The sequence below is a fragment of the Sphaerisporangium sp. NBC_01403 genome, assembly GCF_045040145.1.
GTDB classification, from domain to species: domain Bacteria; phylum Actinomycetota; class Actinomycetes; order Streptosporangiales; family Streptosporangiaceae; genus Sphaerisporangium; species Sphaerisporangium viridialbum.
The window spans coordinates 6516382-6538745 of record NZ_CP109534.1; the positions used below are offsets into that span (position 1 = coordinate 6516382).

The following is a 22364-nucleotide window of genomic DNA, read 5'->3' on the forward strand; positions in this document are numbered from 1 at the left end:
TCCCCGCGACGGACGTCCGCCCCTCCAGCAGCGATAAGCCTTGAAGAGCGGGCCGGTCTCCCGGCCTCGCACGAGCCGTGACCTCTCCCCAGGACGCCAACCGGCATCCCCGCCGCACCGACAAGAAGTGGACCGATGTCGTTACTCGCCAGACTGAGCCTCGCCAATCGCGGGCTCGTCGCCCTCATCACGATCGTGGTCGCCGCCTTCGGCGTGTACACCATCCCGGCGCTCAAACAACAGCTCCTGCCCTCGCTGTCCTTCCCCGCGGTGTCGATCGTCGCGCCCTACCCCGGGGCCGCGCCGCAGATCGTCGAGGACCGCGTCACCCGGCCGCTTGAGGACAGCGTCCGGAGCCTGACGGGCGTCACGGGGGTCACCTCCACCTCCCGCGAGTCCAGCGCGACGCTCCAGGTGCAGTTCGACTTCGGGACCGACATCGACGCGGCCCAGGGCCAGATCCAGCAGGCGATCAGCCGGATCAAGCCGCAGCTCCCCTCCGACGTCGACCCGCAGGCGGTCGTCGGCAGCACCGACGACATCCCCGTGGTGCAGCTCGCCGTCGCCTCGTCCGAGGGCCAGCAGCAGCTCGCCGACAAGCTGAACGAGCAGGCGGTCCCCGCGCTCAGCGGCGTGGCCGGGGTCAGGGACGTGTCGGTGACCGGCACGCGCGAGCAGGTCATCACGATCACGCCCGACGACAAGGAGCTCGCCAAGCGGGGGCTCACCGCCTCGGCGATCGCCGGCGCGATCCAGTCGGCCGGCACGCCGGTGCCCGCGGGCACGCTCACCAAGACCGGCCAGTCCCTCACCGTTCAGGTCGGCACCGCGCTCGGCTCGGTGAAGGACATCGCCGACCTCTACCTCCCGCCGTCCGCCGCCGTCCCCAGCGGTCAGGCGCAGGCACAGCGGCCGGGTGGCCAGGGCGTTCCCGGCGCGCAGGGCGCGGCGGCACCCGCCCGTCCGGCCGCCGCTCCCAAACCCGCGCGGCTCGGCGACGTCGCCACGGTCAAGCTGGGTCTCGCCGACTCCACCACGCTGACCCGTACCAACGGCAAGCCCAGCCTCGGCGTCTCGATCACCATGAAGCCCGACGGCAACGCGGTGGCGATCTCGCACGACGTGCGGGCCAAGCTGCCCGGGCTGGCCAAGTCCCTCGGCGGCGGCGCGCAGTTCACCGTGATATTCGACCAGGCGCCGTCGGTGGAGCAGGCCATCGAGAGCCTCACCACCGAGGGCCTGCTCGGCCTGGCGATGGCCGTGCTGATCATCCTGCTGTTCCTGTTCTCGCTGCGTTCCACGATCGTGACGGCGGTGTCGATCCCGCTGTCGGTGCTGATCGCCCTGATCGCCCTGTGGACCCAGGACTACTCGCTGAACATGCTGACCCTGGGCGCGCTCACCATCGCCATCGGGCGGGTGGTGGACGACTCGATCGTGGTCCTTGAGAACATCAAGCGCCACCTGTCGTACGGCGAGGACAAGCGCCGGGCCGTCGAGAGCGGCGTGCGCGAGGTGGCGGGCGCGGTCACCGCGTCCACGCTGACCACGGTGGCGGTCTTCCTGCCCATCGCGTTCGTCGGCGGCCTCGTGGGCGAGCTGTTCAGCCCGTTCGCGATCACGGTGACGGTCGCGCTGCTCGCCTCGCTGCTGGTGTCGCTGACCGTCGTCCCCGTGCTGAGCTACTGGTTCCTCAAGCGGCCCAAGGAGGGCGACTCCGAGGCGATCCGGCGGGCCGCCGACGAGAAGGAGCGCAGGAGCCCGCTCCAGCGCATGTACGTCCCGGTCATCCGCTTCGCCACCCGGCACCGGATGACCACGGTGGCCATCGCCATGGTCATCTTCGTCGGCACCCTCGGCCTGGTCCCGCTGCTGCGCACGAGCTTCATCGACAACTCCGGCCAGAACACCATCAGCGTCAGGCAGAGCTTCCCGGTGAGCACCTCGCTCGCCTCGGCCGACGCCATGGCCAAGAAGGTCGAGCAGGTGGTCACCAGCACGAGCGAGGTCGAGTCGTACCAGGTCACCGTGGGTGGTGGCGGCGGCGGGTTCGGAGGCTTCCGCGGCGGCGGAGGCGGCACGTCCCGCGCCAGCTACTCTCTGACGCTCCGCGACGGCACCGACGCGGGCGCCGTCGAGAAGAGGCTGACCGACCGGCTCGCCGGGCTGAGCGACGCCGGCGAGATCACCGTCGGCCAGTCCGGCGGCTTCGGCGGCGACTCCATGCAGGTCGTCGTCCGCGCGGCCGAGCTCGACACCCTGCGCACCGCCGCGCAGACGGTCCAGCGGGCCATGGCCGACGTCCCGGACGTCAGCGAGGTCACCAGCACGGTGGCCGACACCGCCCCGCGCATCGACGTCACCGTCGACCGCAAGAAGGCGGCGGAGAAGGGCCTCAGCGAGCTGGCCATCGGCCAGGCCGTGTCCCAGGCGTTCAGGGGGACCACCGTCACCCAGCTCGCCTTCGACGGCACCACGGCCGACGTCATCCTGCGGAGCGGCGACACCCCCACGTCACTGGCGGACCTGCGCGATCTGAAGATCGCCGGGAAGGTCACCGTCGGGGACGTGGCGAGCGTCAGGACCGTGAACGGGCCCGTCGAGGTCACCCGCATCGACGGCGACCGCAGTGCCACGGTCTCCGGTAAGGCCACCGGCTCCAACCTCGGAGCCACCAGCGCCGCGCTGAAGACCAAGCTGGCGTCCCTCACGCTCCCGGCCGGCGCGACGTACGAGATCGGCGGGGTGAGCGCCGACCAGGCGGAGGCCTTCGGCAGCCTCGGGCTCGCGCTGGTGGCCGCCATCGCCCTGGTGTTCTTCGTCATGGTGGCGACGTTCCGCAGCCTGATCCAGCCGCTGGTGCTGCTGGTGTCGATCCCGTTCGCGGCGACCGGCGCCATCGGCCTGCTGCTGGCGACCGGCACCTCGCTGGGCCTGGCGGCGATGATCGGCATGCTGATGCTCGTCGGCATCGTGGTCACCAACGCCATCGTCCTGCTCGACCTGATCAACCAGTACCGCGAGCAGGGCATGCCGCTGCACGAGGCGGTGGTCGAGGGCGGCAGGCGGCGGCTGCGCCCGATCCTGATGACGGCGCTGGCCACGATCTTCGCGCTGCTGCCCATGGCGCTCGGGATCACCGGCGGGGGCGGCTTCATCTCCAAGCCGCTCGCGATCGTCGTCATCGGCGGCCTGATCAGCTCGACCCTGCTCACCCTCCTGCTGGTGCCGACCCTGTACACCATGGTCGAGACCCGCAAGGAGAAGAGCCGGGCCCGGCGGGAGCGGCGCCGGGGCGGGCGGCCCACGACGCCTCCCATCGAGGAGGCGCCGAGCGAGCCCGCCGTGAGCGGCGCGGGCAGGCCGTAGCGACCAGTGGAGGGGAGGCCGGTGACGGCCTCCCCTCCGCATGTCCAGAACATTGTTCGGTAAATGGCCGCGACCGGCCAACCGCCAGCCGGGAGACGGGATCAAGCCGCCTTTTCCGAGTCGGAACGGCACTAACCCGTTGTCATTCGATATGCGAAGTTTTAGCGTTTTACCGAATCATTACCGGCAAGTGCGTGCGGCACCTCCGCACGAGCACTCCGCCATGTGAGCCAGGAGGATTCGACCCTGATGGTGAAGCCGCTGGGCGTGCAGCTGTACACCGTTCGTGATCACATGAAGGCCGATCGTGACGGGGTGTTACGGCGGATGGCGGAGATCGGCTACGGCTCCGTGGAACCGTACGACCCGACCGACGATCCCAAGGGCTTCCGGCGGGTGATCGACGATCTCGGGCTCACCGTCTCAAGCACGCACGCCTACGCTCTGCTCTCGGAGGACCCGGACGTCGTCCTCGACGCGATCGCCACCGTCGGCACGGACCTCGTGATCATCCCGGGCGGCATCCCGCACGAGGAGTTCACCACGCGCGACGGCCTCGCCCGCACCGCCGACCTCCTCAACGGCCTCGCCGGGCACGCGGCGCGCTACGACATGCGGCTTGGCTACCACAACCACTGGTGGGAGATCGAGCCGAGGATCGACGGGGCCCACGCCATCGAGGTGCTCGCCGGGATGCTCGACCCCGAGCTGTTCCTGGAGATCGACACCTACTGGGCGGCCGTGGGCGGCGCCGACGTCCCCGCGCTGCTCGGACGCCTCGGCGACCGCGTCGCCGCGCTGCACGTCAAGGACGGCCCCGGCGTCAAGGACGAACCCCACACGGCCGTCGGCGGGGGCGTGATGCCGGTGGCGGACATTCTCGCCGCGGCTCCGGACGCGTGGCGGATCGTCGAGCTCGACCACTGCGCCACCGACGTCGTCGAGGCCCTCGCCGGGAGCCACGCCTACCTGACCGGGCTGGAGGGCGCATGACGACCGGGCCCGTGGGGGTCGCCGTCGTCGGCGCCGGCGCGATCAGCGACGCCTACCTGCGCAACCTCACCACCTTCCCCGACGTCCGGGTGCTCGGCGTCGCCGACCTCGACGCCGAGCGCGCCGAGACGAAGGCGCGCGCCTACGACGTCCCAGTCTCCGGCGACGTCGACACCATCCTGGCGATCCCCGACGTCGAGATCGTCGTCAACCTGACGATCCCCGCCGCGCACGCCGCCGTGGCGTCCGCCGCCCTGCGCGCCGGCAAGCACGTGTACGGCGAGAAGCCGCTGACGCTCGACCCGGGCGAGGGCGACAAGCTCCTGGCCGAGGCGGCCGCGCAGGGGCTGCGGGTCGGCAACGCGCCCGACACGTTCCTCGGCGCGGGCCTGCAGTCGGCCAAGCGGGCCCTGGCGTCCGGCCTGATCGGCGCGCCGGTCGCCGCCACCGCCATGATGCAGAGCCCGGGCCCCGAGTCCTGGCACCCGAGCCCCGAGTTCCTGTTCCAGCGTGGCGCGGGCCCGCTGTTCGACATGGGCCCGTACTACCTCACTGCGCTGGTCGCGATGCTCGGCCCGGTCTCCAAGGTCGCGGCCACCGCGCGGCAGGCACGGCCGCACCGGGTGATCGGCTCGGGGCCGAGGGGCGGCACGAGCTTCGCCGTCGAGGTGCCGACGCACGTCATGGCGCTGGTCGACTTCACCGGCGGGGCGAGCGCGTCCACGACGTTCAGCTTCGACTCGCCGGCCGGCGTGACGATGATCGAGATCATCGGCACCGAGGGCACGCTCTCGCTCCCCGACCCCAACACCTTCAGGGGTCCGCTCAGGGTGCGCGCGGCAGGGGACGGCGACTGGCGCGAGCTGCCCTTGGAGGGCACCACGATCGGGCGCGGCCTCGGCGTGCTCGACATGGCCCGCGCACTGCGGGGCGACGTCGCCCACCGCGCCTCGGGCGCGCTCGCCCTCCACGTGCTGGAGGCCATGACGGCGATCAGCGAGTCCGCCGAGCGCGGCGAGTTCAGGCACCTGGAGACCACCGCGCGGGAACCGGAGCCCCTGCCCGCCGGGTGGGACCCCCAGGAGGCCACCCTGGCCTGAGCGGGGCCCGTGGGAGGGCTCGCGCGGCCTAGCGCGGCATGGCGACCGTGAGCAGGATCGCCGAGTCCTCCAGCGCCTCCACGTGATGACGTTCGTCGGGCACGATGAGCAGGTCGCCCGCCAGGGCGTCCCACGTCACGTCGCCGGCCACCACGCGCACCCGTCCCCACAGCACATAGACCGTGGCCTCTCCCCGGAGTTCGTGCTCGCTCTGGACGGTGCCCGCCGTGATCCCGACCACCGTCTGCCGCAGGACGCGCTCGTGCCCGCCGACGACGGTGTCCGCCGCCTGCCCGCCGGTCGACTCGGACGCGCGTTCCAGCTGCGCGCGAGCCACGGCTACGAGAGAGAACTTCTTCATCGCGCTGTTTCCCCTTGTGTTCGGCACGCCGCCCGCCAGAGCGCCCCGGTCGCGCGAGACGACGAGGGCCTGCTCTCATGCCTACCCCGGTTGCGCGTTTCCGCGGGTCACGTGCGGGATGGGCTATAGGAAGGGTTTGCCCGAGATGTTCGTTCGGCCGTCGTGCAACGGGTACTGCTGAGACAGGAGGCGCATCATGTCAGGCGTACCCGCCGTGAACGGCGATCGGGAGCGCGCCGCGATGGAGATCTCCGCGGGCGGTGCGGCGATGCTGGCCGAGCTGATCGAGGCCAGCCACCTGACGGCCCTGGAAGAGCTGCCCGAACTGATCGCCGACAGCGCCGCGAAGGCGGGTCTGCACGACGTCCTGGTCTATCTGGCCGACCTGCAGCAGGAGACGCTTCGCCTGCTGACCCGCCGGGCCGAGTGCGCCGGCGAGGAGACCGCCAGCCTGCGGATCGACGGGACGCTCGCGGGGAAGGCCTTCCAGCACGTCCAGGTCGTCGCGAAAACGGGCGCGGGAGATCATCCTGACTGGTGGTGGGTACCGCTGCTGAACGGCACGGAACGGCTCGGCGTGATCCGTGTCAGCGCCCGGGAGATCGGCGAGCACACCCAGGACGACATGCGGCACCTCGCGTCCACCGTGGCGCTGCTGGTGGTCAGCAAGCGCGCCCACAGCGACACCTACTCCCGGCTGGTGCGAACCCGGCCGATGAACGTGACGGCGGAGATGCAGTGGAACCTCATGCCCCCGCTGACGTTCGCCACCCACAAGGTGGTGATCGCGGCGGCCCTCGAACCCGCCTACGAGATCAGCGGCGACGCCTTCGACTACGGCGTGGCCGGCGACACCCTGCACCTGGCGGTGTTCGACGCCATGGGCCACGACGCCTCGGCAGGGCTCACCGCCTCCCTCGCCGTGGCCGCCTGCCGGAGCAGCCGCCATCAGGGCGCCGGCCTGGTCCACACCGGCGAGGCGATCGAGAAGGCCCTGATCGACGAGTTCGGCGCCGACGAGCGGTTCGCCACGGCGGTCCTGGCCGAGCTGGACGTGCCGACCGGCATGTTCAGCTGGGTGAACTGCGGCCACCATCCTCCCGTGGTGATCCGGGGCGGGCGCTGGGTCACCCGGCTCGAATGCCTGCCCTCCCATCCCCTCGGCCTGGACCTCGGGATTCCCATCTCCCTCTGCCGGGAGCAGCTCGAACCCGGGGACCGGCTGCTGCTCTACACCGACGGCATCACCGAGGCCCGCAACCGCGAGGGTCAGGAGTTCGGGCTCACCCGGTTCGTCGACTTCATCATCCGCAGCACCATCGACGGACTGGCCGTGCCGGAGACGCTGCGCCGGCTGATCCGCAGCGTCATGAAATATCACGACTACCGGCTCGACGACGACGCCACGGCGCTGCTCGTGGAGTGGCACGGCGCGAGCCACCGCAAGCTGAGCCTGTGACCCGGCCGCCCCTGTGACAGGCCCCGCCTACTCCACCGCTCAGAGCTTGCGCCGGATCTCGTCGGCGCGGCGGCGGGCCTCCGCGGCGCGACGGGCGGCGCGGCCGCGCTCCCGCTCGGCGAGGCTCAGCCGCTTCTCGGCGGTCTCCTGCCGGTCGAGGGCGGCCCTGAGCTCCCCGCGCAGCCGCTCGGCCTCCTCGGTGACGGCCGCGCGGGCCCGATCGGCGTCGCCGGCCTCCGACTCCCACTCGGCGAGGGCCCGCTCGGCGTCGCGCGCCTCGGCGTCGGCGGCGGCCGACTGCTCGGCCAGCCGCCGGCGCCGGTCCTCTTCCTCCCGCTTCCTGGCCGCCTCGTCCGGCTTCCCGGCCCGCTTCCCCACGGCGCCACCGCCTCGCTTGGCGGCCTCGCCCCGCTGGCCGGCGGCCGGCCGTACGGTCGCGCCGGTCGCCGCCGCGCCCGGCCCGGCGGGCTCACCGGCGGGAACGAACCCGGCGTAGCTCCGCGGCTGCGCGAGCGAGCCCGCGCGCACCTCTTCCGCGACCGCCGGATCCATCGTCGCGGCGTGCAGGGTGTCCTCCACCTCCCGGACCGCCGGCTCGCGCAGCGGACGTCCCGCCTCGCTCGCCAGCGACCGGGCCGTGCGGACCAGGCCGGAGATCAGCTCGCCCCGCCGCTGGTCCATGCCGCCGATCGGCTCGCCCGACGCCCACGCCGACCGCAGCTCGGCGCCGAGGTCGAGCAGCCGCGCCAGCTCGCCGGAATCAGAACGGGCCAGCCGGTTGACCGCCCACGCCGACACGGTGGGGCGCCGCAGCTCGCCGATGCGCTTGGCCAGGCCGGCGTCGCCCGCCTTCTTGGCCTCGGCGGCCAGGCGTTCGCGCCTCTCCACGAAGTCGTCGGGCGTGCCTTCGTACAGCTCGCTCGCCGCCGCGGAAAGGTCCACACCAACCCCTTACCTGAGGGCCCCATGGTCACCCAACAGCCTATGAGCGCTGCCACAGGGATGGAACGTTCGGCGGCTCCCAGCGTTGAACCCGGTGTTGTCGTAGGCCCCGTTCCTGTCCGCCTGTCAGAAGTCCAGCAGCACGTTGGCGAGCGGCTGGCAGGTGGAGCGGGCGGCCGTGTCACGGGCCGCCCGCCTCTTACTGTCGTGCGCGTGCCGAGCGGTTACCTGCGCTGCCAGAGCGCGGGGACGTTCGGCGGCTCCCAGCCCGGCAGGGAGGTGTGCCCCTGCAGGCAGCGGTAGGTGACGCCCTGGTAGGTGACGGTGTCGCCGGCAGCGTAGGCGGTGTAGGGCTGCCAGGTGGTGCCCTGCCCGCCGCCGACGGTGAGCGTGAAGGCGGCCGAGCGGTCGGCACTGGTGCCGTGGGCGTTGAGCGTGATGGCGTACGTGCCGGCGGGGGTGCTCGCCGAGGTGGCGACGGTCACCGTGGACGACTGCCCGGCGGTGATCGTCTGCGGCGCGAACGTCACCGTCACCCCGGAGGGAGCCCCCGAGGCCGACAGCGTGATCGGCTGCGCGGCGCCCGAGCTGACCTGCGTGGCCAGCGTCGCGGTCGCCCGCTGCCCGGCCTGCACCGACGCCGACGACGGGCTCACCGAGACGGTGAAGTCGTCGGCGGGCGGCGGGGTGTCCCCCACGGCCAGCTTCCACAGCGCGTAGGCCACGGCGTCGGCGTTGCGGTCCAGCGCCGTGGTGGCGATGTTGGCCGGGTAGGTGTCGCAGGCGGAGTGATAGCAGCGGTCGAACGCCTGCCCGGCCGTACCTCCCCACTTCTGCGCCTGCGCCGCCGTCTTGACCGTCTCCGCGCCGGTGAACAGCCCGCCGACCTTCACGCCCGCGTTCTTGAACGGCGTGTGGTCGCTGCGCCCGTCGCCCTCGGTCTCCGGCTCGGTGGGGACGTTCAGCGTCGCGTAGTAGTCGTCGAACACCTTCCGCAGCGCGGCGTCGTCGTCGTAGACGAAGTAGCCGGCGTTGGGCGAGGCGGTCATGTCGAAGTTGAGGTACGTCTCGACCCCGGACGCGCCGCCGTTCTGGACGTAGTAGGTCGAACCCTGCATGCCGAGCTCCTCGCCACCCCACCAGGCGAAACGCACGTGCCTGGTCAGGGACGGGTTGCGTGCCGCCAGGGTCAGCGCGACCTCCAGCAGCGTGGCCGAGCCCGAGCCGTTGTCGTTGATACCCGGGCCCGCCGCGACGCTGTCGAGGTGGCCGCCGAGCATGACCGTGGGCCCGGACGGGCCGCCCGGCCAGTCGGCGAGCAGGTTGGAGTGGGTCTGGCCGCCGTAGGTGAAGTTCTGCACGCGGGTGGTGAACCCGGCGGCGTCCAGCTTGCCCTTCACGTAGTTCAGCGCGTTGGTGTAGCCGGCGGAGGGCGAGGGGCGGCTGCCGATCGCCTGGAGCTGGCTCAGGTGGGCGGTGACGTTGGCGACCGGGATGTCGGGCGTCGAGGGCGGGGCGGCGCCGACGGTCAGCGCGTACACCGCCTCCCTGTCCACGTCCGCGCCGTCCGCGACGATCCTGATGGAGTAGGACCCCGTGGGCGTGGTCGAGGCGGTGGCCAGCGTCAGCGTCGCGCTCTGGCCGGCGGTGATCGTGGCCGGGCTGAAGGTCGCCGTGACCCCCGCGGGCAGCGGGGTCGCCGCCCTGAGCGTGATCTGCTGGGCCGCGCCCCCGGTGACCGTGGTCGCCACGGTGGAGGTGACCGACCGGCCCGGCTGGGCACTGCCGGAGCTCGGGCTGACCGAGAGGCCGAAGTCGTTGCCCGGGGTCGCCGTACAGGTCGGGTCGCCGACGGCGGGGACGTTCACGGCCGACCACGCGGCCTTGACCGCGTTGAACTCGGCGCAGCTCCCCGGGTAGAGCGACTTGGCGGCGTTCAGCGTGGCCACCCGCGCCTTGGCGTGCGTCCAGGGAACGGTCTTGAGGTTCAGGCCGCCCATGAAGATCTCACCGGCCTTGCGGATGCCGATGCCGGTGAGCTGCCCCGAACCGGAGCAGGTGGGGCTGGCGGGCTTGCCCGCCGGGTTGGTGCCCTCGGCGAGCAGGTAGAACCAGTGGTTCTGCGGGCCGGCCGCCGAGTGCACCTCGGTCGAGGGGATCGAGGACGAGTAGCAGTTCGGGTCGCCCTTGGCCTGCGGGTTGTACATGTTGCGGATCTCGCCCTGGCCGGTCAGGTCGACCTCCTCGCCCACCAGGTAGTCCGGCGGGTCGAGGTTGGCGGGCTGGTTGGCGTAGTGCTCGGTGAGCGCGCCGAAGATGTCGCCGGTCGACTCGTTCAGGCCGCCGGTCTCGTTACCGCTGCCCGCGCCGCCGCTGCCGGAGAACTGGAAGATTGAGTGGCCGTACTCGTGGCCGACCACGTCCATCGTGGTCGCCTGCCGGCTGCCCGCCTGGTTGTGACCGAAGTTGGTGTACTGGCCGTTCCAGTACGCGTTGACGTCGGCCAGCCCGACCCGCGCGGGGAACGCGCCGCCCTGGCCGTTGAAGCCGCTGCGGCCCAGCCAGTCGCGGAGCATGTTCCACTCCGTCTGGGCGTCGTAGAGCGCGTCGACGCAGGCGGTCTCCAGGTCGGTGCCCCTGCCGGTGCCCCAGTCGTCGTCGGCCCCGGTGTAGGCGGTGCCACCCTGGCCGCCGCAGCGCAGGCCGGGGCGGCTGGGGTCGGTCATGGAGTAGGAGCCGGTGGAGCCCGAGGTGGTGATCGTCACCGGGTCGCCGTTGTAGAAGGCGTGGCCGGTGCCGTCCCTGACCTCGTCCCACGAGTCCAGGACGCGCCCGTCGACCGCGTCGACGTAGACGTGCAGGGTGCTCGGGGCGTCGCCCTTCCTGCCAGTGACCACCACCTCCCAGGCGAGCCTCGGCGTGTCGAGCGCGGCCTGCACGAGGAGCGTGGGCGTGCTCACGCTGTCGACCGAGGTCAGCGCCCCGCGCGCCTTCAGCGCGGCGGCGGCTCCGGTCACCCGTGGCACGGTGCCGACCTTCAGCTCGGTGCGCTGCCCGGTGGTGACCGACCGCACGACCTCCCCGGAGGTGTCGGTGGAGACGATCACCTCGCCGCCGTACACCGGCAGGCCGGCGTGGGTGCGGGCGTAGGTGAGGTACTGCAGGCCCCGCGTGCCCGCGATGCTCCTGACCAGCGTGAAGTCGTCGGAAGGAGCGGCGTGCAGGGCCTTCGCCGAGGTGGTCAGGGCGCTTGCGGCGCTGGCGACGGCCCGCTGGCGCGCGTCGGGACCGGGCGGGGCGGGGGCCGTGGCACGGCCCGCGAACGCCGGGGCGCCCGCCGCCCCGATGAGAGAGGATGCGGTCAGGGCGACCGCCGTGATGACGGCGAGCGCGCCTGACCTGAAGGTGGGATTCACTCCTGGTGACTCCTGTCCCTTTGGGGGGTTGAGGGAGGAGCCCGGCCGGGGCTGAACCACACGTTGGCATCCGGGGCACGGGGCGGGTAACCCCGCAGGTTCCTATACCGGGGCGCTATGGGCGTCGGTCTGCGGCTGCGGCAGCGGCCCGTGGCGCCCGAGCCACGACCGGTAGGCGGGCGTGTCGCCCGCGTCGGCCCAGTACGCCCGCCGCACCGCCGCCACCAGGCCGCCGACCTGCGGGTCCACCGGGCCCGCCTCCGTCCAGCCGATCAGGTGCCGGAAGCGCAGCGGCGTGCCCGCCAGCGGCCGGATGACGATGCCGGGGTAGCCCCTGCTGGTCGCCTGGAACATGCCGACGCAGCGCGAGGCCGCGATCAGGTCCACCGCCACGCTGAGCGTCGCTTCGCAGCCGATCCTCGGGACGAACCCCGCCGCCGCGCAGGCCTCCGCGAAGTGCTCGCGGTGCCCCACCTCGATCATCACCGGCAGCGACCACTCCTCCCCCGCCAGGTCGGCCAGCTCGACCTCCGCCCGCCCGGCCAGCGGGTGCGACGCCGACAGCCCGACGAAGATGGGCTCGTGCGCGACCGGGGTGTAGCCGACCCCGGGCGGCGGGACGAGCGCGCGGCCCGGGTAGTCGGCCAGCGTCGCCAGCTCCAGCCGCTGCGAGCGCAGCAGGCTGGGCAGCACGTCCATCGCCTCCTCGGTGCGCATGCTGACCTCGGCGTCCGGCAGCAGCTCGCGCAGCGTCCTGATGACGTGGACCGCGAGGTGGCTCGACATGCATCCCACGCGTACGAGCCTGCGGCCGGCGTACCTCATGCCGTCGCGGCGCAGCTCCTCGAAGGCGGGCAGCAGGGATCGGGACCGCGCCAGCACCCAGGCGCCGAGCGCGGTCGGCCTGGCCCCCTCGCGCCCCCGCTCGAACAGGGCGCTGCCGAACATCGACTCGATGCGCCGGAGCTGGGCGGCGAGGGACGGCTGGGGGGTCTTCAGCGCGGCGGCGGCCTTGGAGATGCTCCCGTGGTCGGCGATCGCGCAGACGGCGCGCAGGTGACGCACTTCTAGGTCCACGCGAAGAGCGTAATAAGTAAAGAAACTTTAGAGTAGACCCAAGGCCGCCGGCCGTCCTTGGGTTCGCCCTCGCCCGGCCGGGCACGATGGGGAGATGCGGCAGCGGAGTGAGGATCTGGTCACGGTGACGCCGTGTGAGGATGGCCCGCTTCTCGTACGGGGGCCGTTCGTGTTGACGACTCAGGACGGGCGCCGCATCGACCCGGGCAGGGCGACGGTGGCACTGTGCCGCTGTGGCCGGTCCTCGGCCAAGCCGTTCTGCGACGGCTCGCACAAGGCGACCGGGTTCAGGGCACCTAGTGAACCGGACGAGCCGTCCTGACCTTGGGGTGCCGGAGCGTTTCGGCGCGTGCACGGAGGGCAACCGTCTCTTTATGCGAGTAATCGTGGTGGGCGCGACGGGGAACGTCGGGACGAGCGTGGTCTCCGCTCTTGAGGCCGACCCGGCCGTCACCTCGATCGTCGGGGTGGCCAGGCGGTCCCCGGGCAGGCAGCCGGGCAGGACCGAGTGGCGCACGGCCGACATCGCCACGTCCGACCTCACGGAGATCTTCTCCGGGGCGGAGGCGGTCGTGAACCTGGCGTGGCTGTTCCAGCCCACCCACGATCCCGTGGTCACCTGGCGGACCAACGTCCTCGGCGGCATGCGGGTCTTCCGCGCCGCCGCGCAGGCGGGGGTGCCCGCCCTGGTGCACGCCTCGTCCGTGGGCGCGTACTCGCCTGGCCCCGACGGGGAGGCGGTGGACGAGAGCTGGCCGACCCACGGCTGGCCGCGCGCCGCGTACTCGCGGGAGAAGGCCTACCTGGAGCGGGTGCTCGACCTCTTCGAGTACGAGCACCCGGACATCCGCGTCGTACGGATGCGGCCGGGCTTCATCTTCAAACGGGAAGCGGCCACCCAGCAGCGGCGGCTGTTCGCGGGGCCCTTCCTGCCGCAGCGGCTGGTACGTCCCGGCCGGGTGCCGTTCGTGCCGGACATCCCCGGGCTGCGGATCCAGGCCCTGCACTCCGACGACGCCGGCCAGGCCTACCGCCTGGCCGTGACCCGGCCCGTCTCCGGGCCGTTCAACCTCGCCGCCGAGCCACCCGTCGAGCCCGCCAAGCTGGCCGAGCTGCTCGGGGCGCGCCTGGTCCCCGTGTCGCCGTGGGTGGCGAGGACCGCGGTCGCCGCGGGGTGGCACCTGCACCTGATCCCGGCCTCGCCCGGACTGCTGGAGATGGCGTTGCGGATGCCGGTGATGGACACCACGCGCGCCCGTACCGAGCTCGGCTGGGAGCCGCGCCGCACCGCGCTGCAGGCCATCCGCGAGCTGATCGCCGGCATGGGGAGCGCCGCCGGGATGGACACGCCCCCGCTGGAGCCCGACGCCGGGGCGCGCGGGCGCGTCCGCGAGCTGTCCACCGGGGTGGGACGCCGCCCCTGACCCCCGCCCTTCCTGACGCGGGCCTTCGTTCTTTCCGCGTACTTGCCCGGCGCGTGAATTCCCTCGGGAAAAGCGCGATTTGGCACGGCGAGCAGCGGGCCGCGGCCTTACCCCTTGAAGACATGCCGAGGGGTAGCGTGATTTGGAAATAGCCCCAAAATCCGATGAAGGCCCATAGATAGCCATGCAATTAACGATTTCCGTGTCACACCATCCGCCGGTCACCGTAGTGCGACTGGCGGGCGACCTTGACCTCGCGACGGCCGGCCTTCTGGCCGGCACCCTCCACGATCTCGTACGCAGCGGGCACGCGACGCTCGTGGTGGACACGTCCACCCTGGACTTCTGCGATGCGACCGGCGTGGACGCCCTCATGGAGGGCCAGGCCGCGGCGGAGCGCGCCGGTGGCTGTCTGCGGCTGAGCGGAGTGCACGGCTTCTTGCACCGCGTGCTCGAGGTGACCGGGCTGCGTGAGGTCCTTCTGACGACCGACTTCCGTCCCGACAGCGCGGACGGCTTCATGCCCGCCTATCACTGAACCGATCTCCTGCCCGGGCCAGGGCGAATCCATGGCTGCGCTTGGCACGCGCCCAGGAATCGCCGAAGACGGCCACGGGTAGGACGCAGATACGGCTGTCCGGGGGGCAGCTTTTCCGCGACACTCGCAGGTCAGACCGTACGTTCTCTCGTCGCGGACCTGACCGGCTGCTGGAGGACAAACGATGATCAAACGTGGGCGCCCCGCCAAGAACGGGCTTGTCGAATTCACCTTCACCGTGCCGGTCGACCAGGCCCCGGCCGGCCTCTCCCTGGTCGGCGACTTCAACGACTGGGACCCCTACGCCCATCCGATGCGGCAGGAGGACGACGTCTACCACGTGACGATCGCCGTCCCCGCCGACCGGTCCATCTGCTTCCGCTATCTGGGCGACGGCGGAGTCTGGTTCGACGACGCCGACGCCGACCGGCACGACCGCGAGGGCGGCCATCTCGACCCCGCGCGGTCGGAGGTCTCCAACGTCAACGGCAGGACCGCCCCGGTCTCCGCGAGCTGACCTCCCGGCGTCACGGGGTCAGCGGCTCAGGCACTCCCACGTGCACTCTGATCGTGGTGCCGGAGGGACCGGAGCGCAGCTCCACCAGATCGCCGAGCTGATGGGCGACCCACAGGCCATGGCCGTGGCCGGCGCCCGCGGGCGGGCGGCACCGGCCCGCGAGGGGGTCGGCGATGTGCCCGCCGTCTCGCACCTGGACGACGATCTCTTCGCGGGTCAGCCAGACGTGCAGGGTGCCCGGGCCCGAGGTGTGATGCAGGGTGTTGGTCGCCAGTTCGTTGACCAGGAACACGAGCTCGTCGGCACGATCACCGTCGAGGCCGCCGCGCCGTGCGTGCCCGGCGGCCAGCGCCCGCACGGCGGCGAGGTCGTCGCGGTAGACGAGGCTCGCGGCGTGGGCGGGGACCGGCGGCAGCGGCCGGTCGCAGCTCTCCGGGTACAGGGCCGCGCCGCGATAGGCGGCGCTGGCCCGCTCGGCTCCCCCGCTCACCAGCGTCGGATGCGTGTACTCGGCATCGGCGAGCGTCGTCGCGTCGAGCCGGGCGGTGTCGTAGGGGCACAGGATGGCCGCCGCGCGGCCGGCGAAGGCAAGGTTGATCAGCGCCTCGTGCCGCGTGGCCTCCCTGATCTCCTCCTGGGTGCGCGCGGCCCAGATCGGCTCTCCGACATAGCGCACCGCCCGCCCCGCGTGGGCGTCGAGGAACGCGGCCACCTTGGGGATGATCCAGGCGGGGTTGCGCCCCATCTCGCTCATGTCCGCGAAGGCGACCCGGTCGGCCTGGCCGTTCAGCCCGTCGCGGATCATGCCGAGCCGGTGGCCGGGAACGGCGACGAACGCGGGCTGCTCGTCCGTCAGTCCGGCACGCAGGAAGCCGAGCACCCCGTCCAGGTAGTCGTCGGTGCCGGAGTAGAACATCGCCAGGTGGGCGAGCTTCGAGGGATCGGCAACGGTCTCAGACATTGGCCACTTCCAAACCCGTGAGCGCGGGCCAGCACAGCCCGATCAAGCGACGCACCACCGGGGGCGCGTTGTGGAGCACCAGCCTGCGATCGGATCGCAGACCGCGCGCGGCCTGGGTGAACTGGCGTGCCGCACGCACATCGATGAAACGCATGTCGGCGAGGTCGACATGCACGTCCCCCGTCCCGGACGCCCCCGCCAAAACCAGGGCCTGCTCCAGCGCGTCGCCAGCGGAGACGTCGGCCTCGCCGCTCAGCCGCAGCCAGACCTGTTGCTCCGCGCCGCTGCCACTGGGCACCGCGACGATGCGCAACAGTCCCATCTCGAAGACCATCGGAGTGCTCACCACCTTCGGGTGCAGACCCACGAACTCGGTGAGCCTTGGTACGTCGAAGTCACGGCGGTCGTACTGGCACAGGGTCGTCACGGGGCGCGTAGCGCACACCTCGTTCACCGCCGTCTCGTACTCGCCCAGCCGCTCCGCCCCGGGGACGTCACCAGGAGCTGCCCAGGACATCTCGCCGATAACGTACATGCCGTCGTAGCCGTCGGCCACCGCGCGACGCGGGCGATCCAGAGTGAGAATCACAACTACATGCGGTCGAGAGCTCGCGATCTAACGGTCCCGGACCAGGTTCCTGATGCGTACCGCGAGGGCGTTGGGGTCGTCACCGACCTGGACCACGATTCGGTTCAGCGGCCCGTCGGTCAACTCCAGCCTGAGTGACCGCCTGGTGCGGCCGGCTAGCCAGTACGACGTGCCTTGCGGTCCGATGAAGGTGCCTGCGGTCAGGCCAGGAAAGAGCGTGGCCCCGTAACGCATGCCGGGCGGATCGAGGTCGCCCGCGTCCATCACATGAACTCCCGCGATGGCGTCGGCCGGAATCCGGATGCTCCAGCGGAACGACAGGACTTTGAACACGCCCCGCGGCTTGATCAGTACCTCTCCTTCCGACACCACCACAGCGGCCAGATCGCCGTTCCTGGCCAGGAGCACGCCGTACAGGACCACCGCGAGCAGGACCACGAGGGGGAACAGCACCTGGAGCGGATCTGAGGCCACGGTGTTCATCCTTGTGCCTTATCGATCAGCGGTCCAGTGCGCTCCCGAGCGGTCGTCCGCCGGCGAGCGGATCTACGAGTTCGGCTGCGGCGACCGGCGGCGCCGATGGCACGTCGACGCGTTCCAAGGCGGGTACCGGTGGACACCATCTGAGCGAGAAGCAGGAGCAGTCCCACTGGAGCGCAGGAGACCCGGTAACGACCGAAGAACCCGCGCAGGGCCGGAAATGACTATGGGCACCCCCCATCGCGTGGAGGATGCCCAGGTCATCGATGTTAATCGTGGTGCGCCGCCAGGGACTCGAACCCCGGACCCGCTGATTAAGAGTCAGCTGCTCTAACCAACTGAGCTAGCGGCGCGCGACCACGTCTAGATTAGCGGTACAAACGGGGTGGCTGTGACATCTGCCCGGCTTCACCCTCTACCGGGCGTGTCTTCCCCGGCTCCACCAGGCGTGCAACTCCAGGATCGCACGTGCCGGCGTACCGGTCGAGCGCCGGGCTTACCGCCGGGCAAGGCGGACGTATCCGCGTGACGATGTTTGGCGGGAAGTGAGCGGGTAGAGCGGAGAGTCCCGACGAAGTCAATCGAAGGGAGAACGCGAACATGCAGCAGGATCTTTGGAGCTACAGCCCGACCGTCACCGGCGCCAACCAGAACTTCGACGTGGTCGGATACCACGTCGAGGCGACGGACGGCAAGATCGGTTCGGTGGACGAGGCGACGTACGAGGTCGGCGAGAGCTACCTGATCGTGGACACCGGTCCCTGGATCTTCGGCAAGAAGGTCATGCTTCCCGCGAGCACGGTCACCCAGATCGACCCGCAGGAGAAGAAGGTCTACCTCAGCCGCACCAAGCAGGAGATCAAGGACTCTCCGGAGTTCGACGAGGCCGCGTTCAAGGAGCCCGCGTACCGCAACCAGGTGGGCGACTACTACGGCCGCTTCCCCTTCGGGCCGGGCACCCTCTAGGCCATCACCCGCCCAGGAAACGAACGAACGGAGGCCGCGCCGCGAAGGCGCGGCCTTCCGCGTGTCCAGCACCGTCGCGGCGAGAGTTTCCAGCACCGTCGGCGGGGGGGTCCAGCACCGTCGGCGGGAGGGTCCGGCACCGTCGGGCGGGAGAGTTTCCGGTACCCGGCGCGACGGTCTCCAGCACCGTCCACGCGAGGGTTTCCGGGCGCCTTCGGGGCAGGCTCAGGGCCAGCGGGTGTCGGCGTCGTCGGGTGGGGGCTTGGGGCAGGCCACGCCGAGGCGGTCGAGGAGGGTCAGGAACGTCGAGGCGTACGGAGAGACCGACGCGACGATGGCGACCTGGTCCCAGTCGACCTGCTCTCTCAGCGCGCGGACCTGCGGCAGCATCGACCCGTAGTCGCAGCTGTGCTCCGACATCGGCAGGATCCACGAGATGACCAGATCGGTCGCGTCCAGCACCGGCAGGCTCAAGGCCGCCGTGTTGATCATGGTGGCTCTGGCGATCATCTCGGGCGTGACCGGGCGCTCCTCGATCCTGAAGATCAGGTCGACCAGCCTGTCGCCCTCGTCGAACGCCTTGACCAGCCAGTCCTCCGGAGGCCTTGCCGTGCGGAAGCCGACCTCCCTGAGCATCTCCAGCGTGCGGGGCACGTCCTCCTCCACCAGCACGAAGTCGACGTCGTGCAGCGAAGGGGCCGCTCCTCGGGCGTAGGCCGCGCAGCCTCCGGCGAGGGCGAACCGCACCCCCTCGGCTTTGAGCACGGACCCGGCGCGCTTCAACGTGTCGATGATCGCGTCGGTCACCTCGTGCGTGTGACTTCCCAAGGCTCACCCCCAACGAGCGCAGGCTGAAGATCGCACCTACCCGCCCTGTTCGCAGGACAAACACGGCGCATGGTCGCGCCATGGAAGGGTAGGCGGCGCCCCATGACCAACATATTCACGAGCACACTTCGTAAGGAGGAACGGGCCTACGAGAACGGAGCCGATCGGCCGCTTGGATCTTACCTGCGCGTTCTCGGCGTCTACGGCGGCGCGGTGGCGGGACTGCTCGCCCTCGGCAAGCTGACGGGCGCCAGAGCACCAGGACGGATCCCCCCGATGGACCTGTTCCTCATGGGGCTGAGCACACACCGACTCTCCCGGACGATCACGAAGGACCCGGTCACGAGCCCGTTCCGGGCACCCTTCACACGCTACGCCGGTGTAAGCGGACCTGCCGAATTGAGGGAAGAGGTTCGCGGCCACGGCGTCAAGCACGCCGTCGGCGAGCTGGTGACCTGTCCCTTCTGCGTCGCGCAGTGGGTCGCCACGGCCTACGCCGCCGGCATGGTCTTCGCCCCCGGAGTCACCCGCCTCGTGGGGGCCACCATGTCCGCCGTCGCCGTCTCCGACTGGTTACAACTCGGGTACGCACGACTGATGAAGTCGACGGAGGAGCCGTCCAAGGAGGAGTCATGAGCGAGATCTCCTTCAGCACGTCGCTGAAGGCCTTCCAGGACAACCCCTACGGCAAGTGGTTCGCGTTCGCCGCGCTGGGACTGGTGGCCTGCACCCTGCTCAGCGTGGTGGCGGGCCTGGCCGGAGCCGTGTGGCTGACCGTGCTCCTCGGGATCCTGGCCTACGCGGCACTGGCGGGCGCTCTCTTCACCGTGCGGCGCATGGTCAGGGCCCACAGGCGCGAGAGGATCAGGAAGTACAGATGACGTTGAGTGACATGGCCGGGCCCGAGTCCGACGAGAGCCACAAAGAACGGGTCGACCGTGAACTCGGCGAGCTCCTCCAGGGGTTACGGGTGGCGGCCACGGGCGTTCAGGTCCTGTTCGCCTTTCTCCTGACGCTTCCCTTCTCCACAGGTTTCGGAAAAGTCGACCAGGCCGGGCGGTGGCTGTTCTACGTGGCCATGCTGAGCGCCGCCGTGGCCTCCATTTGCTTCATCGCCCCGGCGACGCAGCACCGCATCCTTTTCCGCAGCTCCTTGAAGGAGCTCATGCTTCACCGCGCCAACCGGCTCGGCGTCGTGGGAGGCATCGCGCTGGCCGTCTCCATGACCTGCTCGACCGGGCTGGTCGTGGAGGCCTTCCTCGGCATCCTGCCGGCGGCGCTGCTGGCGGGAGGTGTGGCGGGGCTGAGCGGCTGGCTGTGGTTCGTGGAGCCGCTCGTCTCGCGCCACCGCAGGCGGGACCGCGCCCAGGAGGGCTAGGCGACGGTCGGACGGGCGCCTCACACGTCGGGCGACGTGGGGGCGCCCGAACATTTGCGCTGGCCAGCCCCCTGCTTGGCTGTTGCTTGAACATTAATCCAGCGATAGCAAGAGTTGATTCGCAAACACGTTAATGAGGCATTTGTCAGGGCAGAGGGATGCCCATGGGTACACTTCTTTGGCTCATCGCCGTCGTTCTCGTCATCGCCGGGATCTACGTCATCCTGGCCCGTCGCGACCTCCTCTGGGGGATCGTCCTCATCGTCGTCGGCCTTCTCGTCGGCCCCGGTGGCGTCAGCATCTTCCATCCATAACAGCACCCGAAAACAAGAGGCGAAGTTGGGACGTGGAAGCGGCGGACCGGCCTATCCGGCCCGCCGCCGCGGCTCCATGTCGTGAATCCCCCGGCCGGGGTTCCCGCCCGGCCGACATGCCGATCCGGGCGCTCACCGGAAAGCCCGGGCGCTCACCGGAAAGAAAGCCAGCGGTCAGCCGATACCCTGGCTGCCCATTCCCAGGAGAACGACCGTTCCCAGGGATCAAATCGTGCTCTCAGATCGTTCGCCGGCCCGTGAAAAAGCCTTCGCCCCGCCCTGGGAAACCCCAGGCGGGGCGGGAAGACCTCACGTGGCAAGGAGGACCTCACGTGGCAGGCGCTCTCAGCAGATCTCGGGGTCCTCGCCGCCGAGACCGTAGACGGCGTACGCCCTGCTGAGCACGGGCAGCGCCACGTTGCGGACCCGGACCCCACCGGGCGTCACGCCCTTCTCGACCCCGGCGTGCGCGTGCCCGTGGATGAAAAGGTCGGCGCCCTCGGCGTCGACGGCCTCGGCGAGCAGGTAGCTGCCGAGGAAGGGATAGATCTCCAGCGGCTCGCCCGCGAGGGTCTCCTTGACCGGGGAGTAGTGGCTGAGCACCACCTTGTGGTCGGTGTCCAGGCCCTTGAGCGCCTTGTGCCACAGCTCGGCGATCTCCCTGGTGTGCCGGACGAAGTCCTTCATCTGCGGCTCGCCGAACTCGCTCGCGCACTTACCCGCGAACCCGCCGCAGAAGCCCTTGCCGCCGGCCACGCCGAGACGCACGTCCCCGCACTGGATCACCGTGGAGTCGTCCTGCAGGACGCGGATGCCGGCGTCGCGGAGCAGGGCGACGATCTCGTCCTCGGCGTCGGACTGGTAGTCGTGGTTGCCGAGCACGGTGACCACGGGAACCGGCAGGTCGCGGAACTCGTCGGCCACGACCCTGCCCTCCTCGGGGGTGCCGTGGCGGGTCAGGTCGCCCGCGATGAGCAGGACGTCGGCCCGCTCCTCGATGCCGTCCAGCCTCCGGCGGTACCTCCCCCGGAGGTCCTCACCCAGGTGCACATCGCCCACGGCGGCGACTCTGATCTTCACAGGGTCTCCTCCTCTCCCGGCTCCCTTACCTCCACCACGGTGACCTCGTTGTGGACCTTCAGGCCGGGCGCGGTCTCAGCGGCCACGGCGGCCACGAGGAGCCGGCGTTCGCTCGACTCCACCTGGCCGCCCAGGAAAAGCTGGTCACCGCGGATGTCGACGCGGATCCCGAGCTCGTAGGTGCGTTCGTCCTCCGCGAGCGCCCGCTGCACGCGGGCGGCCACGTAGTGCGGAGCGTCGTGATGCGAGGCGACGTCGTGCTGAGCCTCGTGGGACATCGTCTACCCCCTCCGATCGAGTACAGGTCTCGCCCTGCCCGTCGTACCGGCGGCGAAACCGAGGAGGTTTGATGCGTCGATCTCAGGATAGAACAGGCCGTTAACAAGAAGTGCGCAGGACGCACGCGCTTCCTGCGAGGCCTCTGACCTCGCAGGAAGCGCGTGCGGATACTCCGATCCCCCAGCCTGAAGGCGCGAGCGCCCAGGCCGTCCGGACGAGGTCCGGGCGGTCTCGTGCACGTCCCCTCGTGTACGTGGAGCTCGCCGACGTCGACTCGTGCACCCTGCCCCCCG

At 70.8% G+C, this 22364-nt stretch carries 23 protein-coding genes and 1 tRNA gene; 13 read left to right on the top strand and 11 right to left on the bottom strand.

Features of this window, described 5'->3' with window-relative positions; genetic code table 11:
• The first annotated feature begins 135 nt into the window (after positions 1-135).
• From OG589_RS29030 to OG589_RS29040, 3 genes are all read left to right on the top strand, one after another.
• On the top strand, positions 136-3369 hold the full coding sequence (locus OG589_RS29030) for an efflux RND transporter permease subunit (protein ID WP_405140961.1): 3234 nt from the start codon (positions 136-138) through the stop codon (positions 3367-3369).
• A gap of 249 nt (positions 3370-3618) precedes the next feature.
• Positions 3619-4362 carry a sugar phosphate isomerase/epimerase family protein gene (locus OG589_RS29035; RefSeq protein WP_405140962.1) on the top strand — a complete coding sequence of 248 codons (744 nt, stop codon included), beginning with the start codon at positions 3619-3621 and terminating at the stop codon, positions 4360-4362.
• Positions 4359-5462 carry a Gfo/Idh/MocA family protein gene (locus OG589_RS29040; protein WP_405140963.1) on the top strand — a complete coding sequence of 368 codons (1104 nt, stop codon included), beginning with the start codon at positions 4359-4361 and terminating at the stop codon, positions 5460-5462. Before OG589_RS29035 ends, OG589_RS29040 begins: the two co-directional genes overlap by 4 nt.
• Positions 5463-5490: 28 nt before the next feature.
• Here the strand turns inward: OG589_RS29040 and OG589_RS29045 are convergent, their stop codons facing one another.
• Positions 5491-5823 (bottom strand): LuxR family transcriptional regulator, encoded by a 333-nt coding sequence (locus OG589_RS29045; RefSeq protein ID WP_405140964.1) that lies wholly within the window; start codon positions 5821-5823, stop codon positions 5491-5493.
• Positions 5824-6019: 196 nt separating this feature from the next.
• Here OG589_RS29045 and OG589_RS29050 point away from each other — a divergent pair, with 196 nt between their 5' ends.
• Complete coding sequence (locus OG589_RS29050) at positions 6020-7282, top strand: PP2C family protein-serine/threonine phosphatase (protein WP_405140965.1); 1263 nt, start codon at positions 6020-6022, stop codon at positions 7280-7282.
• Between the two features lie 39 nt (positions 7283-7321).
• On the opposite strand, the gene OG589_RS29055 is transcribed toward OG589_RS29050, so the two are convergent.
• The 3 genes from OG589_RS29055 to OG589_RS29065 form a co-directional block, all read right to left on the bottom strand.
• A complete protein-coding gene (locus OG589_RS29055) occupies positions 7322-8224 on the bottom strand; it encodes a hypothetical protein (RefSeq protein ID WP_405140966.1) in 903 nt (300 codons plus the stop codon).
• A 224-nt stretch (positions 8225-8448) separates the two neighbouring features.
• On the bottom strand, positions 8449-11640 hold the full coding sequence (locus tag OG589_RS29060) for a M28 family peptidase (protein WP_405140967.1): 3192 nt from the start codon (positions 11638-11640) through the stop codon (positions 8449-8451).
• 102 nt (positions 11641-11742) lie between these two features.
• A complete protein-coding gene (locus tag OG589_RS29065) occupies positions 11743-12717 on the bottom strand; it encodes a LysR substrate-binding domain-containing protein (protein ID WP_405140968.1) in 975 nt (324 codons plus the stop codon).
• A 94-nt stretch (positions 12718-12811) separates the two neighbouring features.
• Between OG589_RS29065 and OG589_RS29070 the strand changes: the two genes are divergently transcribed.
• The 4 genes from OG589_RS29070 to OG589_RS29085 all read left to right on the top strand — a co-directional run bounded on the left by OG589_RS29070 (position 12812) and on the right by OG589_RS29085 (position 15196).
• Positions 12812-13039: a CDGSH iron-sulfur domain-containing protein gene (locus OG589_RS29070; protein WP_405140969.1), complete on the top strand. Its 228-nt coding sequence runs from the start codon at positions 12812-12814 to the stop codon at positions 13037-13039.
• A 52-nt stretch (positions 13040-13091) separates the two neighbouring features.
• On the top strand, positions 13092-14141 hold the full coding sequence (locus OG589_RS29075) for an NAD-dependent epimerase/dehydratase family protein (RefSeq protein ID WP_405140970.1): 1050 nt from the start codon (positions 13092-13094) through the stop codon (positions 14139-14141).
• 184 nt (positions 14142-14325) lie between these two features.
• On the top strand, positions 14326-14679 hold the full coding sequence (locus tag OG589_RS29080; RefSeq protein ID WP_405140971.1) for an STAS domain-containing protein: 354 nt from the start codon (positions 14326-14328) through the stop codon (positions 14677-14679).
• 184 nt (positions 14680-14863) lie between these two features.
• A complete protein-coding gene (locus tag OG589_RS29085; protein WP_405140972.1) occupies positions 14864-15196 on the top strand; it encodes an isoamylase early set domain-containing protein in 333 nt (110 codons plus the stop codon).
• A gap of 10 nt (positions 15197-15206) precedes the next feature.
• On the opposite strand, the gene OG589_RS29090 is transcribed toward OG589_RS29085, so the two are convergent.
• From OG589_RS29090 to OG589_RS29105, 4 genes are all read right to left on the bottom strand, one after another.
• Entirely contained in the window at positions 15207-16157 is a 951-nt protein-coding gene (locus tag OG589_RS29090; RefSeq protein ID WP_405140973.1) for an anti-sigma factor RsbA family regulatory protein, read from the bottom strand.
• Positions 16150-16746 (bottom strand): MEDS domain-containing protein, encoded by a 597-nt coding sequence (locus OG589_RS29095; RefSeq protein ID WP_405140974.1) that lies wholly within the window; start codon positions 16744-16746, stop codon positions 16150-16152. The genes OG589_RS29090 and OG589_RS29095 overlap by 8 nt, the downstream gene beginning before the upstream one ends.
• 27 nt (positions 16747-16773) lie before the next feature.
• Positions 16774-17220 (bottom strand): hypothetical protein, encoded by a 447-nt coding sequence (locus OG589_RS29100; RefSeq protein WP_405140975.1) that lies wholly within the window; start codon positions 17218-17220, stop codon positions 16774-16776.
• Positions 17221-17502: 282 nt separating this feature from the next.
• Positions 17503-17579: transfer RNA gene (locus OG589_RS29105), tRNA-Lys, on the bottom strand.
• Positions 17580-17826: 247 nt separating this feature from the next.
• Between OG589_RS29105 and OG589_RS29110 the strand changes: the two genes are divergently transcribed.
• Entirely contained in the window at positions 17827-18192 is a 366-nt protein-coding gene (locus OG589_RS29110) for a PRC-barrel domain containing protein (protein ID WP_405140976.1), read from the top strand.
• A 225-nt stretch (positions 18193-18417) separates the two neighbouring features.
• Here the strand turns inward: OG589_RS29110 and OG589_RS29115 are convergent, their stop codons facing one another.
• Entirely contained in the window at positions 18418-18999 is a 582-nt protein-coding gene (locus OG589_RS29115) for a hypothetical protein (protein WP_405140977.1), read from the bottom strand.
• 123 nt (positions 19000-19122) lie between these two features.
• On the opposite strand from OG589_RS29115, the gene OG589_RS29120 reads away from it, so the two are divergent.
• The 4 genes from OG589_RS29120 to OG589_RS29135 all read left to right on the top strand — a co-directional run bounded on the left by OG589_RS29120 (position 19123) and on the right by OG589_RS29135 (position 20712).
• Positions 19123-19656: a DUF1360 domain-containing protein gene (locus tag OG589_RS29120; protein ID WP_405140978.1), complete on the top strand. Its 534-nt coding sequence runs from the start codon at positions 19123-19125 to the stop codon at positions 19654-19656.
• On the top strand, positions 19653-19901 hold the full coding sequence (locus OG589_RS29125; protein WP_405140979.1) for a hypothetical protein: 249 nt from the start codon (positions 19653-19655) through the stop codon (positions 19899-19901). Before OG589_RS29120 ends, OG589_RS29125 begins: the two co-directional genes overlap by 4 nt.
• Positions 19898-20398, top strand: coding sequence for a DUF6328 family protein (locus OG589_RS29130; RefSeq protein ID WP_405140980.1), 501 nt, complete (start codon positions 19898-19900; stop codon positions 20396-20398). The genes OG589_RS29125 and OG589_RS29130 overlap by 4 nt, the downstream gene beginning before the upstream one ends.
• Before the next feature lie 164 nt (positions 20399-20562).
• On the top strand, positions 20563-20712 hold the full coding sequence (locus tag OG589_RS29135) for a GPGG-motif small membrane protein (RefSeq protein ID WP_189166679.1): 150 nt from the start codon (positions 20563-20565) through the stop codon (positions 20710-20712).
• A 345-nt stretch (positions 20713-21057) separates the two neighbouring features.
• On the opposite strand, the gene OG589_RS29140 is transcribed toward OG589_RS29135, so the two are convergent.
• Positions 21058-21792, bottom strand: a complete 735-nt coding sequence (locus OG589_RS29140; RefSeq protein ID WP_405140981.1) for a metallophosphoesterase — start codon at positions 21790-21792, stop codon at positions 21058-21060.
• Positions 21789-22070, bottom strand: a complete 282-nt coding sequence (locus OG589_RS29145; protein WP_405140982.1) for a BON domain-containing protein — start codon at positions 22068-22070, stop codon at positions 21789-21791. The genes OG589_RS29140 and OG589_RS29145 overlap by 4 nt, the downstream gene beginning before the upstream one ends.
• Positions 22071-22364: the final 294 nt, after the last annotated feature.

Coding starts and splice junctions, on each gene's coding strand:
- OG589_RS29030 (WP_405140961.1), top strand. CDS start 136: ATGTCGTTACTCGCCAGACTGAGCCTCGCCAATCGCGGGCTCGTCGCC.
- OG589_RS29035 (WP_405140962.1), top strand. CDS start 3,619: ATGGTGAAGCCGCTGGGCGTGCAGCTGTACACCGTTCGTGATCACATG.
- OG589_RS29040 (WP_405140963.1), top strand. CDS start 4,359: ATGACGACCGGGCCCGTGGGGGTCGCCGTCGTCGGCGCCGGCGCGATC.
- OG589_RS29045 (WP_405140964.1), bottom strand. CDS start 5,823: ATGAAGAAGTTCTCTCTCGTAGCCGTGGCTCGCGCGCAGCTGGAACGC.
- OG589_RS29050 (WP_405140965.1), top strand. CDS start 6,020: ATGTCAGGCGTACCCGCCGTGAACGGCGATCGGGAGCGCGCCGCGATG.
- OG589_RS29070 (WP_405140969.1), top strand. CDS start 12,812: ATGCGGCAGCGGAGTGAGGATCTGGTCACGGTGACGCCGTGTGAGGAT.
- OG589_RS29075 (WP_405140970.1), top strand. CDS start 13,092: ATGCGAGTAATCGTGGTGGGCGCGACGGGGAACGTCGGGACGAGCGTG.
- OG589_RS29080 (WP_405140971.1), top strand. CDS start 14,326: ATGCAATTAACGATTTCCGTGTCACACCATCCGCCGGTCACCGTAGTG.
- OG589_RS29085 (WP_405140972.1), top strand. CDS start 14,864: ATGATCAAACGTGGGCGCCCCGCCAAGAACGGGCTTGTCGAATTCACC.
- OG589_RS29090 (WP_405140973.1), bottom strand. CDS start 16,157: ATGTCTGAGACCGTTGCCGATCCCTCGAAGCTCGCCCACCTGGCGATG.
- OG589_RS29110 (WP_405140976.1), top strand. CDS start 17,827: ATGCAGCAGGATCTTTGGAGCTACAGCCCGACCGTCACCGGCGCCAAC.
- OG589_RS29120 (WP_405140978.1), top strand. CDS start 19,123: ATGACCAACATATTCACGAGCACACTTCGTAAGGAGGAACGGGCCTAC.
- OG589_RS29125 (WP_405140979.1), top strand. CDS start 19,653: ATGAGCGAGATCTCCTTCAGCACGTCGCTGAAGGCCTTCCAGGACAAC.
- OG589_RS29130 (WP_405140980.1), top strand. CDS start 19,898: ATGACGTTGAGTGACATGGCCGGGCCCGAGTCCGACGAGAGCCACAAA.
- OG589_RS29135 (WP_189166679.1), top strand. CDS start 20,563: ATGGGTACACTTCTTTGGCTCATCGCCGTCGTTCTCGTCATCGCCGGG.
- OG589_RS29145 (WP_405140982.1), bottom strand. CDS start 22,070: ATGTCCCACGAGGCTCAGCACGACGTCGCCTCGCATCACGACGCTCCG.